Source organism: Arthrobacter woluwensis (assembly GCF_030816155.1).
GTDB classification, from domain to species: Bacteria; Actinomycetota; Actinomycetes; order Actinomycetales; family Micrococcaceae; genus Arthrobacter_E; species Arthrobacter_E woluwensis_A.
In genome coordinates this window covers 1,905,818-1,919,391 of sequence record NZ_JAUSXR010000001.1, presented here as the reverse complement: position 1 = coordinate 1,919,391, position 13,574 = coordinate 1,905,818, and the positions used below count along the sequence as shown (strand labels likewise).

General features: G+C 68.5%; 13 protein-coding genes and 1 tRNA gene. 6 read left to right on the top strand and 8 right to left on the bottom strand.

Going from position 1 to position 13,574, the window contains the following annotated elements:
• Positions 1-33: 33 nt before the first annotated feature.
• The 3 genes from glmS to QFZ52_RS08710 form a co-directional block, all read right to left on the bottom strand.
• Complete coding sequence (glmS, locus tag QFZ52_RS08720) at positions 34-1,854, bottom strand: glutamine--fructose-6-phosphate transaminase (isomerizing) (protein WP_307497220.1); 1,821 nt, start codon at positions 1,852-1,854, stop codon at positions 34-36.
• Between the two features lie 66 nt (positions 1,855-1,920).
• Positions 1,921-2,181, bottom strand: a complete 261-nt coding sequence (locus QFZ52_RS08715; protein WP_278266596.1) for a hypothetical protein — start codon at positions 2,179-2,181, stop codon at positions 1,921-1,923.
• Between the two features lie 180 nt (positions 2,182-2,361).
• Positions 2,362-2,437: transfer RNA gene (locus QFZ52_RS08710), tRNA-Arg, on the bottom strand.
• A gap of 151 nt (positions 2,438-2,588) precedes the next feature.
• On the opposite strand from QFZ52_RS08710, the gene QFZ52_RS08705 reads away from it, so the two are divergent.
• The 3 genes from QFZ52_RS08705 (at position 2,589) to ettA (ending at position 5,595) form a co-directional block, all read left to right on the top strand.
• Positions 2,589-3,164 carry a single-stranded DNA-binding protein gene (locus QFZ52_RS08705; RefSeq protein WP_307497219.1) on the top strand — a complete coding sequence of 192 codons (576 nt, stop codon included), beginning with the start codon at positions 2,589-2,591 and terminating at the stop codon, positions 3,162-3,164.
• Between the two features lie 82 nt (positions 3,165-3,246).
• Positions 3,247-3,786 carry a DUF6993 domain-containing protein gene (locus QFZ52_RS08700; protein WP_307497218.1) on the top strand — a complete coding sequence of 180 codons (540 nt, stop codon included), beginning with the start codon at positions 3,247-3,249 and terminating at the stop codon, positions 3,784-3,786.
• A 126-nt stretch (positions 3,787-3,912) separates the two neighbouring features.
• Positions 3,913-5,595, top strand: a complete 1,683-nt coding sequence (gene ettA / locus QFZ52_RS08695) for an energy-dependent translational throttle protein EttA (protein WP_307497217.1) — start codon at positions 3,913-3,915, stop codon at positions 5,593-5,595.
• A 135-nt stretch (positions 5,596-5,730) separates the two neighbouring features.
• Here the strand turns inward: ettA and QFZ52_RS08690 are convergent, their stop codons facing one another.
• Complete coding sequence (locus tag QFZ52_RS08690) at positions 5,731-6,657, bottom strand: acyl-CoA thioesterase (RefSeq protein WP_307497215.1); 927 nt, start codon at positions 6,655-6,657, stop codon at positions 5,731-5,733.
• Between the two features lie 145 nt (positions 6,658-6,802).
• Here QFZ52_RS08690 and QFZ52_RS08685 point away from each other — a divergent pair, with 145 nt between their 5' ends.
• The gene (locus tag QFZ52_RS08685) at positions 6,803-7,285 is read left to right on the top strand and encodes an acyl-CoA thioesterase (protein WP_307497214.1); all 483 of its coding nucleotides are present in this window, start codon (positions 6,803-6,805) and stop codon (positions 7,283-7,285) included.
• A gap of 89 nt (positions 7,286-7,374) precedes the next feature.
• Positions 7,375-8,085: a hypothetical protein gene (locus tag QFZ52_RS08680; protein WP_307497213.1), complete on the top strand. Its 711-nt coding sequence runs from the start codon at positions 7,375-7,377 to the stop codon at positions 8,083-8,085.
• 47 nt (positions 8,086-8,132) lie between these two features.
• Here the strand turns inward: QFZ52_RS08680 and QFZ52_RS08675 are convergent, their stop codons facing one another.
• The gene (locus QFZ52_RS08675) at positions 8,133-8,570 is read right to left on the bottom strand and encodes a globin (RefSeq protein ID WP_307497212.1); all 438 of its coding nucleotides are present in this window, start codon (positions 8,568-8,570) and stop codon (positions 8,133-8,135) included.
• Positions 8,571-8,574: 4 nt separating this feature from the next.
• Complete coding sequence (locus QFZ52_RS08670; protein WP_066211865.1) at positions 8,575-9,174, bottom strand: mechanosensitive ion channel family protein; 600 nt, start codon at positions 9,172-9,174, stop codon at positions 8,575-8,577.
• 128 nt (positions 9,175-9,302) lie between these two features.
• On the opposite strand from QFZ52_RS08670, the gene QFZ52_RS08665 reads away from it, so the two are divergent.
• Positions 9,303-10,286: an NAD-dependent epimerase/dehydratase family protein gene (locus tag QFZ52_RS08665; protein WP_307497211.1), complete on the top strand. Its 984-nt coding sequence runs from the start codon at positions 9,303-9,305 to the stop codon at positions 10,284-10,286.
• Between the two features lie 76 nt (positions 10,287-10,362).
• On the opposite strand, the gene QFZ52_RS08660 is transcribed toward QFZ52_RS08665, so the two are convergent.
• Complete coding sequence (locus QFZ52_RS08660) at positions 10,363-10,833, bottom strand: OsmC family protein (RefSeq protein WP_307497210.1); 471 nt, start codon at positions 10,831-10,833, stop codon at positions 10,363-10,365.
• Positions 10,834-11,001: 168 nt separating this feature from the next.
• Entirely contained in the window at positions 11,002-13,554 is a 2,553-nt protein-coding gene (gene pepN / locus QFZ52_RS08655; RefSeq protein ID WP_307497209.1) for an aminopeptidase N, read from the bottom strand.
• Between the last annotated feature and the right edge of the window lie 20 nt (positions 13,555-13,574).

Sequence of the window (13,574 nt, the reverse complement as noted above, 5' to 3'; positions counted from 1 at the left end):
CGGTTCATCGCTCGGCCGGTCCGGCCGCCCGGGTCACTCGACGGTGACGGACTTGGCGAGGTTCCTCGGCTTGTCCACATCATGACCCAGAAGCACCGCCACCTGGTAGGCGAGCAGCTGCGTCGGGATCGTGAGGAGGATCGGGTCCAGCTCGGGTTCGTTCTTCGGAACGACGATCGTGTGTGTCTTCAGATGCGCGAGGTCGACGGACTCGTGGGTGATCGCCACGAGAGGGCCCTTGCGGGCGAGGACCTGCTCGGCCGCGGCGACGTTGCGGTCGGTCAGCATGTCATCCGGGATCACGGCGATGGTCGGCATCTGCTCGTCGATCAGGGCCAGCGGGCCGTGCTTGAGTTCGCTCGTCTGGTACGCCTCCGCGTGGATGTAACTGATCTCCTTGAGCTTCTGTGCGCCCTCCCGCGCCACCGGGAAGCCGCGCACCCGGCCGATGTAGAACACGCTGCGCGCCTTCGCGATCTCCTGCGCGAGCGCGGTCACCTGGCCGGCGTCGTCGAGGATCGCCTTCACCTGCTGCGGGATGCGCTGCAGACCGCGCAGGATGCGCTCGCCCTCGGCATGCGAGAGGTCGTGAAGACGGCCCAGGTGCAGGGCGAGGAGGGCGAACGCGAGGGCCATGTTGGTGAGCGCCTTGGTGGAGGCCACCGAGATCTCAGGCCCGGCGTGCAGGTAGATGCCGCCGTGCACGGTCCGGGCGATCGTGGAGCCGACCACGTTGACGACGCCGATCACGCGCCCGCCCTTGCGCTTGATCTCCTCGACGGCGAACGCGGTGTCCGCGGTCTCGCCGCTCTGGCTGACCACCACGTAGAGCGTGTCCGGTTCGATGATCGGCTGACGGTACCGGAATTCGGACGCGGCCTCGGCGTCCGCAGGGATGCGGGCCAGGTCCTCGATCAACTGGGCGCCCAGTTGGCCGACGTAGTAGGCGGAGCCGCAGCCCAGGATCTTCACCCGGCGGAATCCGCGCAGTTCCCGGGGGTCCAGGCCGAGGCCGTCCAGGCGGGCGGTCGCGAAGCGCTCGTCCAGGCGTCCGCGCAGGACCATGGCCGCCGCGTCGGGCTGCTCGTGGATCTCCTTGAGCATGTAGTGCTCGTAACCGCTCAGTTCCAGGTCCTCGGCGGCGACGCTGATCTCGACGGGCTCACGGCTGGTGGGGCTGTTGCCGCGGTCGAAAGTCCTGAAGCCGGTGGCCGTGACGGTGGCGAGTTCGCCGTCCTCCAGATGCACCACCTGGTTCGTATGGCGGACGAGGGCGGCGACGTCGCTGGCCACGAGCATCTCCTTGTCCCCGATCCCGATGATGAGCGGCGAGCCGCTCCGGGCCAGGACGATGCGGTCCGGGTGCTGTTCGTCGAGCACGGCCAGCGCGTAGGTGCCGGTGATCTTGCCGAGGGCGTCGAGGACCGCTTCTTCGAGGGTGCCCGCGGTGGAGCGCGCGACCAGATGCGCGATCACCTCGGTGTCGGTCTCGCTCGTGAAGGTCACGCCGGCGTCCGTGAGCTGCGCTCGCAGACTGGCGGCGTTGTCGATGATGCCGTTGTGGACGACGCTGATCCGGCCGTCCTGGCTCCGGTGCGGGTGTGCGTTCTCCTCGACGGCGGGGCCGTGGGTCGCCCAGCGGGTGTGGCCGATGCCCGCCTTGCCGGCCAGCCGCTTGGGGAGGGCCGCCTCGAGCTGGCGCACGCGGCCGACCTGGCGGACCGTCGTCGTGCCCTTGCTGCCGACGACGGCGATGCCCGCCGAGTCGTAGCCGCGGTACTCGAGGCGGGTCAAGCCTTCGATGAGGATGGGCGCGGCCGGCTGGTGGCCGATGTATCCGACGATTCCGCACATGGGGAGTCTCCTGGGGGTCGAGGGGCTGGATGGTGATGCTGGGTGGCTGAGCCGGGCGGTGCCGGCTCAGCCGTAGATCATGCGGCGCAGTTGCCGGACCGAGAGGTCGGGCGCCGCAAAAGGGCGGTCCTTGAGCTCGGCCGCGATGAGTTCGAAGGCCTCGGTGTTACGGGTGCCGTGGATCTGCAATTCCGCGTGACGGCGCCGGACGTAGCTGTCGACCGTCTCGGAGTGCACGGCGAGGACGTCCTCGATCACCCGGGCCGCGACGGACTCGGGCAGGCCCGTGGAACCGGCGATCCGGCGGATGAGGTCGTGGTCAGGCATACAGGGAGTATTGCCCTATTCGGAGTCGAGTGGCAAAAATCCGCCCGAATTCGGGCAGAAAATGAGAGTGCGGCACGATTCCTGGTGCCAAGGGTGATCCGGAGAGGGGAAAGAGGGTGCGTCAGCGCCTGAACGCGAGATGCCCGGGCCTCCGGTGAAAGGAGGCCCGGGCATCCGGGCTGGTGCCCCTGGAGGGAGTCGAACCCCCGACCGTCGGATTAGAAGGCCGCTGCTCTATCCACTGAGCTACAGGGGCCGGCCGGGGTAACCCGGCGGCCCATCGAGTCTACCCCGAAGTTGTGGAGCGCCAGTTGCGCGAGGTGTCCACATACGGGGATACATCGGTCCGGAGCGGGATGCCCTGGCCCAGGCTGGAGTCATCGATTCAGCACGAGAAAGGAAAGACCATGGCAGACATCATCACGGTGCGGGGTTTCGTGGCCGGGGACGTCCGGCCCGGGACCACCAACGGCGGCGTCAACACGGCGAACTTCCGCCTGGGCTCCACGGACCGGCATTACGACAGGGCCACGCAGCAATGGGTGGACGGGGACACCAACTGGTTCACGGTCCAGGCCTATCGCCAGTTGGCGGGGAACATCGCGGGCAGCGTCAAGAAGGGCCAGCGCGTGGTGGTCATGGGCCGCTTGAAGCTCCGGCAATGGGAACGGGACGGCAGGATCTACAACGTCGCGCAGATCGATGCGGAGAGCATCGGCCACGACCTCAGCTGGGGGACGGCGAACTATCAGCGGAGCGTCGCGCAGCAGCCTGCGAACCGCGAGCCCGAGACCGGGACGCAGGCGGCACGTGAGGACGTGCTCCTGGTCGAGGGGCGGCGCGTGGATCCGGACACGGGCGAGTTCCTGGACGATCGGTCGGCCGACGCGCCACGTGGCGAGGGCGGTGAGGGGCAGAAGGACGGGCCGCTCGGTGTAGTGCGTGATGACGAGGAGTCCGGGAGCTATCCGGAGGCGGCCTGAGCGCCCCGGCGGATGGGGGATCCGGGCCAGGGGAGGCGGGGTCCCGGCATCCTGACGGGGCGGCATGGCACAATAACGCCTGATGAAGCCCTCCGCTCCCGCCCCGCAATCCTCCTTCCGTGAGCCCGCACTTTACCGTGTGTGGTCAGGGTCCGACGTGCGGCGCGGCGGTCATCTGCGCCGCCTCCTGGCGGCGGGCGCCGTGAGCCTGGGCCTTCTCCTGAGCGCGTGCAGCTCTCCGGCCCCGGGACCAGTGGCGCCGGAATCCCCGACGACGGCGGGCGCAGGCTCCGCCGCAACACCGAACCCTGCCGAGCAAGCGAGGCTGAAGGTCCAGGCTTCCGTGGAGAAGAGCCTCAAGGGAGTCTCCAAGCCGTCCACGGACGCGGTCCGCAAGGCCCTGCAGGCGGCGGTCAGTCCGGGCGTGGCGGTGGAGGTCAGCAACTCGGTCACCCCGACCGGGCTGGAAGCGGACTCCGTGGTCGGCGCGGCAGTGGTGGCCCCCAAGAACTGTGTGTTCGTCTACCTCCGGGATGGAGCGGTCAGCACTGCTGTGCTGCCGACGCTGAGCAACGGCAAGTGCTTCGTCGGCGACCAGGGCGCTCCTCGGACCGGCGCCTGAGCTCAGCCGTCAGGACCTTTCGTGCGGTGACGCGGCGGGCCGGAGGCGCGCCGGCTGCGATGCCAGCGTGGGGCGGTTCGAGGAACGAATAGGACTTCGGCGCGCCCACGCACTAGATTTAAGGTCATGGCGGAATTCATTTACACGATGACCAAGGCTCGCAAGGCCGTTGGTGACAAGGTCATTCTCGATGACGTCAGCATGTCGTTCTTCCCCGGTGCCAAAATCGGTGTCGTGGGCCCGAACGGTGCTGGTAAGTCGACCATCCTCAAGATCATGGCCGGGCTGGACACCCCCTCCAATGGTGAGGCCCGGCTGAGCCCCGGTTACACCGTGGGCATCCTTCTCCAGGAGCCTCCTCTGAACGAGGAGAAGACCGTCCTGGGCAACGTCCAGGAAGGTGTCGCTGAGATCTACTCCAAGGTCCAGCGCTTCAACGAGATCTCCGAAGAGATGGCCAATCCCGATGCGGATTACGACGCTCTCCTCGAAGAGATGGGCAAGCTGCAGGAGGCCATCGACGCCGCCAACGCCTGGGACCTCGACTCCCAGCTGGAGCAGGCCATGGATGCACTGCGCTGCCCGCCGGGCGACGCCGATGTGACGGTCCTCTCCGGTGGTGAGCGCCGCCGCGTCGCACTCTGCAAGCTCCTGCTGCAGAAGCCCGACCTCCTCCTGCTCGATGAGCCCACCAACCACCTGGACGCTGAGAGCGTGCTGTGGCTGGAACAGCACCTCAGCAACTACGAAGGCGCCGTCCTGGCGGTCACCCACGACCGCTACTTCCTGGACCACGTCGCTCAGTGGATCTGTGAAGTCGACCGTGGCCGTCTCTACCCGTACGAAGGCAACTACTCCACCTACCTGGAGAAGAAGCGCGCCCGTCTGGAAGTCCAGGGCAAGAAGGACGCCAAGATGGCCAAGCGCCTGGCCGAGGAACTGGACTGGGTCCGTTCCAATGCCAAGGGCCGCCAGACCAAGTCCAAGGCCCGTCTGGCCCGCTACGAGGAGATGGCTGCGGAGGCCGAGCGCACCCGCAAGCTCGACTTCGAAGAGATTCAGATCCCGCCGGGACCGCGCCTGGGCAACCTCGTCATCGAGGCAGAGAACCTGCGCAAGGGCTTCGATGACCGCGTCCTGATCGACGGCCTGACCTTCTCCCTGCCCCGCAACGGCATCGTCGGTGTCATCGGCCCCAACGGCGTCGGCAAGTCGACGCTCTTCAAGACGATCGTCGGGATGGAGCCCCTGGACGGCGGCGAGCTCAAGATCGGTGACACGGTCAAGATCTCCTACGTCGACCAGAGCCGTGGCGGCATCGATCCCGAGAAGACCCTCTTCGAGGTCGTCTCCGACGGTCTGGACTTCATTCAGGTGGGTCAGGTCGAAATGCCGTCCCGCGCCTACGTGGCCGCCTTCGGCTTCAAGGGCCCGGACCAGCAGAAGAAGGCCGGTGTGCTCTCCGGTGGTGAGCGCAACCGCCTGAACCTGGCGCTCACCCTCAAGCAGGGCGGCAACGTCCTGCTCCTCGATGAGCCCACCAACGACCTCGACGTCGAAACCCTCAGCAGCCTCGAGAACGCGCTGCTCGAGTTCCCGGGCTGCGCCGTGGTGGTCAGCCACGACCGCTGGTTCCTGGACCGAGTGGCCACGCACATCCTGGCCTACGAAGGCACCGAGGAAGACCCGGCCAACTGGTACTGGTTCGAGGGCAACTTCGAGTCCTACGAGGCCAACAAGGTCGACCGTCTGGGCGCCGAAGCGGCCCGTCCGCACCGCGTGACGCACCGCCGCCTGACCCGCGACTGATCGCGACAGGCCGGACAGGTCAGCGCGGCTGACTAAGACACAGCGCAACGGCAAGGGCCGACGACCGCGGGAGACCGCCGTCGTCGGCCCTTGCCGTTTCCGTCCTAAAACGAGGCGGCGCCGGTCCCGTGTGCCTTACAGCTCGGGGACGCGGACCATGCCCTCCTGGGCCACGGACGCGACGAGGACGCCGTTCCGGTCGTAGATCCGGCCCTGCGCCAGGCCACGGGAGTTCTGGGCGCTGGGGGAGTCCTGCACGTAGAGGAGCCATTCGTCAGCGCGGACGGGTCGGTGCCACCACATGGCGTGGTCCAGGCTGGCGACGCTCATCCCCGGCTTGCTCCAGGCCAGAGAGTGCCTGCGCAGGATCGGCTCCAGCAGCGTGTAGTCGCTCGCATAGGCGAGGGCGGCGCGGTGCAGCGCGGGATCGTCCGGCAGCTTGTCGAAGGTCTTCATCCACACCGCGTTCCGGCTTCCGGCCTGAGGATCGGCGCTCAGGTAGAGCGGGGCGTCGATGTGCCGGATGTCGAAGGCACGCTCGAAGGCCCAGTACCGGGCCACCGGATGGTCGATCCCGGCCAGCAGCTCGGCGGTGGACGGGAGCGACTCAGGATCCGGCATCCCCTGGGGCATCGGCTCGAAGTGGTCCACGCCCTCGTCCTCGGTCTGGAAGGACGCGATCATCGAGAGGATCGGCACACCGCCCTGGTAGGCGTGCACGCGGCGGGCGGAGAAGGACCTTCCGTCCCGCAGGCGCTGGACCCCGAACGTGATGGGCTCCTGGGAATCACCGGCCCGGAGGAAGTACCCGTGCATCGAGTGGACGGCGCGCTCCGGATCGACCGTGCGACCGGCCGCCATGATGGACTGCGCCAGGACCTGACCGCCGAACACGCGGCTGCGCGGCTGCTCGTGCACCGGCCCGACGAAGATGTCCTCGTCCGTCCTGATGCCGTTGAAGTCGTCCAGTTCCAACAGCTTCAGCAGTTCCTGAGTGGCCTTCCGCCCGGTCTCCTGGAAGTCCGGAACGGTGGGGCTGGGACGATCACGCTCTGCAGTCATGGAGCCGACTTTACTCAGTGTCTTCCGGCAGGCTCAACCGAGAGCGTGGTGGCGTTTCGGCGGTGATCCTCCGGGCCCGGCGGAAGGCCACCCGGTGCGGCCTGCGGGACGAGGACTGCCGCGCCGATCTGGAAGAATCTCCTTCATGACAGAACGACCCGGCCTGAGTTTCCCCGTCCAGATCCGCTTCGGCGACATCGACAGCTACGGCCACGTGAACAACGTGGTCTACCTCAGCTATCTCGAGGATGCGCGCGTGCAGCTGATCCACCGGGCTCTCGGCGAGGATGCGGGAGCGGGCGCCGCGGAGGAGGACTCCTTCGACGATCTGGTGGGCGTGGAGAACTTCACCCTGGTGGCACGGCACGAGATCGAGTACGTCAAGCCGCTGCTCTTCCGCACCGATCCAGTGCACGTCAACATCTGGGTGACGGGCATCGGCGGCTCGAGTTTCGACTTCGGGTACGAGGTGGCGGAACCGGACGGCTCGGCCGTGTATGCCCTGGCGGCGTCGTCCATGGTCCTGGTCAACCGCGCAAGCGGCGTGCCCGTCCGCCTCAGCCCCGCTCAGCGGCACGCGCTGGAACAGTGGAACGGTGAGGCGGTGCCGTTCCGCCGTCGTCGCTGATCGGCATGGCGGCGTAGGCCGGGACCGGCCATTGAGGCGTATGACACAGCGCGACCCTTGGCGGCGCAGGCCCGAGTAAAGTCGATGAGGTGCAAGCACCCACCCTCTTCCGCCCGGAGCAGCTGGACTTCAGCGACGCCCGGGACCTCGCAGACCTGAAGAACTTCGTGACGCGCGCCAAGTCGATCCAGGATTCGGGCATCCGGCTGCAAGCCGCGGGACCCGTCCTCCTGGCTTCGGTCTGCGTGCTGCGTCCCGCGCTGCTGGGCGAGTCGACGCCGACCGTCTTGGGTCTGCGCACGGTCGCCTTGGCCGCCCCCGCGGAGCTCGACGTCACCGTCCCGCTCGCGGCGATCCTTGACCGGGTGGCGCGACAGCCGGAGGCGTCCCACTTGGAGATCCCGCCGACCACGGTGCGTGAGTCGTGGGCCGGCGTCGGGGTGCCCCGCGGTCCCTGGGAGCCGGTCGCCGCCGTGTCCGGCGCCGCCCTGAGAGACGCAGCCGAGGAAGGCATCCGCCGGGTGGCGGGGATCCTGCCGGACAGTCCGGGTGCGCTGATCGTCAACAATGCCCGCGCGAGCGTCTGGGGCGAGCCGTTCACGGCGCCGTGGATCGTGCAGCAGGGCGAGGCAGCGGAATCCGCCGCGGAACTGCCGCGGGGTGCGGCGTTCGCTGCGCATGCCCTCGGATTCCTGACCGACGACGCCGACGCCACCCTCTTCCGCCACGGCACCTGGTGGCGGCTGAGCACGCCCGCCGGGCACGTGCTGGTGCGTCGCCCTGCCAGCCTGCTCGGCTGATCCTTCCCCAGGGCACCCGAAGGCGCGCCCCGAAGACTCCAGGAGACCTAGCCTGGCGTGTTGACCAGGGAGTGGGCGGCGCGTTCCAGGTAGTCCCAGAGCGTCGCCTCGTGCAGGGGCGCCAGTTCGAGGGCGTCCACGGCCGTGCGCATGTGCAGGAGCCAGCGGTCGCGGGCCTCCGCCGTCACGGTGAAGGGGAAGTGCCGCATCCGCAGACGGGGGTGGCCGCGCTCCTGGCTGTAAGTGTTCGGCCCGCCCCAGTACTGCTCGAAGAACATCGTGAGCCGGTGCTTCGCGGGGCCGAGGTCCTCCTCGGGGTACATCGGCCGGAGCAGCTCGTCCTGGGCCACGCCCTCGTAGAACACATCGACCAGCTTCACGAACGTCTCGTGACCACCGATCAGCTCGTAGAAGCTGTCCGTGTACGTGGGCTGCGAGAACGGGTCGTTGCGCATGAGCTGCGGACGCTCCTCGGGGTTGACCATGCGCTTACTGTCCTTCTTCCGTGCCGGAGGGGGTCTCTGCGGGGACGTAGTTGCCCTGTGAGCGGTTGCCCACCCTCATGATCTCACCGTTCCGGAGGTACCAGATGGTGCCGTCGTCTCCCTCGACCTTGGTGATCCGCAGACCCACGGCCTTCACGACGCCCTCGACCTCACTGGTCACGATCCGGTCCCCGATGCCGTACTGGTCCTCGAGGCTGATGAAGATGCCGGCGAGGTAATCCCGGATGAGCTGCTGGGAGCCGAAGCCGATCGCGATGCCGACCACGCCGACGCTCGCCAGGAGCGGCGCGATGTCCACGCCGAACGCCTTGAGAACGTAGAACACGACGATCACGGAGATCACCACCGTGGTCACGCTCGTCAGCAGGGAGCCGATCGTCTTGGCCCGCTGCTCGCGGCGCTGGCTCTCCAGAGCCTGCAGCGCCGGAGCCACCCAGCGGAAGCGCTCCTTCTTCAGGAACGTGATCCCCTGGGCGATCCGCTTGGTGACCTTGCGGATCAAGAAGGTCGCCAGCGCCCAGATCAGCACTCCGACCGCGATCACGATCGCCACTTCGAGGAAATCGACGGACGCTCCTGTCATCACGATCGCCGCCTGCTCACTGCTGCCTGTCTTGACTGCCACTCGGGTCCTTTCCTCGCCGTACGTGTCGATCTCTGCCGTGGGCGGAAGCCATGGCCTTCACCACCCTAGCGCCGTAGCCTGAACGCATGCGCATAGCGATCCTCGGTGGCACCGCATTCCTCTCGTCCGAACTGGCCCGGCAGGCCCTCGCCGCGGGCCACGAGGTCCACATCCTCGCCCGAGGGGAGAGTGGAGCGGCCCCGGATGGCGCCCACTGGCACCGGGCCGACCGGGAAGCTGGGACCGCCGCCCTGGACGCGCTCACAGGAGACTTCGACGCCGTCGTGGACGTGACGCGCCAGCCGCACCATGCGGCCTGGGCTCTGGAGGCCCTGGCGGACCGGGCGGCGCACTGGACCCTCGTGTCCAGCTGCTCCGTCTACGCCGCGCATGACGTGCCGGAGGCCGACGAGACGGCGGAGCTGCTGGATCCGCTCCCGGCCGGCACGCCGATGGCGTCCATGGAGGAGTACGGGCCGGCGAAGGTCCGCTGCGAGCTGGAAGTCCTGGACGCCCTCCCGGAACGCGCCCACATCAGCCGGCCGGGGCTGCTGGTCGGTCCCGGTGATCCGAGCGACCGGTTCGGCTATTGGCCCGCCCGACTCTCCCAGGGAGGCCGGGTGCTGCTGCCCCGCGGGGAACGCTCGAGCGTGCAATACCTGGACGTCCGGGATTACGCCGCGTTCCTGTTGACCGCCGCGGAACGGCGCCTGGCGGGAACCTTCAATGCGGCCGGCGCGTCCCGGCCCTGGGTGGATGAGGTGGCCGAATGGCTGCGCGTCTCAGGGTTCGACGGCGAGCCCGCCGTCGCCGAGGACGCCTGGCTGGAGGAACAGGGCGTCGCTCCGTGGGCCGGCCCCGGGTCGCTCCCCGTCTGGCTCCCGGCCGGCTATGAGGGTTTCATGACCCGCACCGCGGCGGGAGCCGTCGCCTCGGGGTTGCGTCAGCGTCATCGTGAGGAGACCTGGGCCGACACTCTCGAGTGGGAGCGGCGTCAGGGTTTCGACCGGGAGCGGAAGGCAGGACTCAGCGCGGCCCGGGAGGCTGAACTGCTGGGACTGCTGCGGTAGGCCCCGCTGCGGTAGGCGCGGCCCGTCCTTACCGGGGGCGCGTCCTGCCAGGGGCGCCGAAGGAGCAGGCGGACCGTCAGGCCCGCGCGCTCGGTTCGTGATGGACCGGGAAGTTCACGCTGTTCGCAATGAAGCACAGGCGGTTGGCCTCGCGGTGCAGCTCGTCGGCGAGCTCGCGATGCGCGGGATCCGCCACGGTGACCTCGGGGTGCAGGGTGACCTCCTCGAACTGGCCGCTGCCGTCGCGGTTCAGCCGCATGGTCCCGGTTGCGTGATCGCGGTACGCCGTGACGGTCACCCCGTGCTGGACCGCCACGTGGAGGTACGACAGCATGTGGCACTGCGTCAGCGCGGTGAGCAGGAGCTGCTCGGGGTTGTACCGTTCGGCATTCCCGTGAAAGGTGGGGTCCGCCGAGCCGGGGAGCGGGGGCAGCCCGGGCAGCTGGACGGTGTGGTCCCGCGAGTAGGCGCGGTAGGAACTCGTGCCCGTGCCGAGGTTCCCGGTCCAGTCCACGGTCACGTTGTAATGATGCAGGTCGATGGCCATGTGCTCAGCCTAATGCCGCGCTATGCGCGCCGTGCTTGCCCAGGCCATCCGCGCTGTCCGGATCAGGACGGCGGCACGACGACGGCGGGTGGCCCACTCGCGTGAGTGGCCCACCCGCCGTCGTCGGGGCTGCTGTGGCGGCTCTGCCGCTCAGGTCACCGCCGGGGGTCAGACGTCCGCGGCCTGTGCCCGGAGTGCGCGCTCCACGGCGTCCCGGTTCTCCAGGAGGGTGCGTCGCAGGGCGGCGCTGTCCTCATCCAGCGTCTCCAGGAACGCGTTGGTGCGGTCCACCGTCTGCTGGGTCGTCTGGTAGGACGGGTACAGGCCGACGAGGATCTGCTGCGCGAGGGCCAGCGTGCGGCTCTTCACGATCCCGGGGACGGCCTCGAAGAACTTCTCCGCGTACGGCGCCAGGAGGGCCGCGTCGTGCACGCGGGTGAAGCCCGACACCGCGGAACCCTGGATGGCGTTGGACAGCTTGCCGTCCACCACGATCTCCTGCCACGCGGCAGCCTTGGCCTCGGGTGTGGCGATGGCGGCCTTGGCCAGTGCCGCGGAGTTCTGGCCGTTCGCGGTGTTGTCGCGCTCCAGCTCGGCGTCGATCTCCGCCTGCGCGGCCCGTCCGCCGACCACGAGCGAGGTCAGCAGCTCCCAGCGGAGGTCCTGCTCCACCGCGAGGCCGGGGACTTCCCGGGTGCCGTCGAGGATCTCGGCGACACAGTCCAGCTGAGCCTGGCTGCGGGCGTGCAGCGCGAAGGCCTTGATGAACTGGAGCTGGCTGTCGCTGCCCGGCGCCGCGTTCTCGGCGAGCTCCAGGAGGGCGTCCGCCGCCTCGATGATGGCCTGCTCCCGGTGCTCCGGGGCCACGTAGAAGTTCAGCGTGGTGGCCAGCTGGCGGAGCTGGATGAGCACCACGGAGGAGTCCGTCTCGGCGCCGATGTTGTTCAGGAGCAGCTGAAGATACTGACGGGCCGGCACCTCGGCGTCGCGGGCGGCGTCCCAGGCGGAGGCCCACACCAGGGTGCGGGGGAGGGACTCGGCGAACGCGGAGAGGTGCTCCTGCGCATAGCTCCAGGACGCCGAGTCGAGACGGACCTTGGTGTACGCGAGGTCGTCGTCGTTGATCAGGATGAGCCCGTTGTGCGGCGTGCCCACCAGCTCCGGAACTTCGGTGCGCTCGCCGTCGACGTCGAGCTCCAGGCGGCGGGTGCGCACCAGGCGGCCCACGGCGTCCAGAGAGTACAGGCCGATGGCCAGGCGGTGCGGGCGGAGGGTCGGGTGGTCCGCGGGCGCGGTCTGCACGAGCGTGAAGGACGTGATGACGCCGGCCGCATCGAGCTCTAGCTCCGGCTTGATGGTGTTCACGCCGGCGGTCTCCAGCCAGAGCTTGCCCCAGTCGCCCAGGTCGCGCCCGCTGGCGGCTTCCAGCTCGACCAGCAGGTCGTTCAGGACCGTGTTCTTCCAGGCGTGCTTGGCGAAGTAGGCGCGAACGCCCGCCATGAACTCCTCCTGGCCCACCCAGGCCACGAGCTGACGGAGCACCGAGGCGCCCTTGGCGTAGGTGATGCCGTCGAAGTTGACCTCGACGTCCGCGAGGTCGTTGATCGCGGCGAAGATCGGGTGGGTGCTGGGCAGCTGATCCTGGCGGTAGGCCCAGGACTTCTCCACCGAGGCGAATGTGGTCCAGGCGTTGGTGAACGCGGTGTTCTCCACGGCCGCCAGGTGGGACATGTACTCGGCGAACGACTCGTTGAGCCAGAGGTCGTTCCACCAGCGCATGGTGACCAGGTCACCGAACCACATGTGGGCGAGCTCGTGCAGCACGGTGATCGCACGGCGCTCCACCTGGGCCTGGGGGACTTGCCCGCGGAAGACGTAGCCCTCCAGGATGGTCACGGCGCCGGCGTTCTCCATGGCGCCCGCGTTGAACTCGGGGACGAAGAGCTGATCGTACTTCTCGAAGGGGTACGGGATGCCGAACTGCTGCTCGAAGAATTCGAAGCCCTGGCGGGTCAGCTCGAAGATGTTGTCCGCGTCGAGGTACTGCATGAGGGACTTGCGGGCGAAGACGCCGAGCGGGATGGTCCGGCCCTCGGAGTTGACGAGTTCGCTGCGCACCGACTGGTACGGGCCGGCGATCAGGGCGGTGACGTACGAGGACAGCCGCGGGGTGGGGGTGAAGCTCCACAGTGAGCGGGCGCCGCCGTCCGCGCCTGCGGGCTGCGGCACGGGCACCGGGGTGGGGGAGTTGGAGACCAGGTCCCAGTGCGCGGGGGCCGTGACGTTGAACGTGAAGGTCGCCTTGAGGTCGGGCTGCTCGAAGACCGCGAACATGCGGCGCGAATCCGGGACCTCGAACTGCGTGTAGAGGTACACCTCGCCGTCGACGGGATCCACGAAGCGGTGCAGACCCTCGCCGGTGTTCATGTAGGGGTTCTCGGCGACCACGGTGAGGACGTTCTCGGCGGCCAGCCCGTCGAGCTGGATCCGCACGCCGTCGGAGACCTGGGCGGGGTCGAGATCCGCGCCGTTGAGGATCACCTGGGAGACCGAGTCGGTCACCGCGTCGATGAAGGTGGAGGCGCCGTCCTTGGCCGTGAAGCGCACCGTGGTGGTGCTGCCGAAGACCCGATCGCCCCTGGTGAGGTCCAGGTCCACCGTGTAGGAGTCAACAGAAAGGAGCGCTGAGCGCTCCTCGGCTTCCGCTCGGGTGAGATTCATTCCTGGCAAGTTCTGCGCCT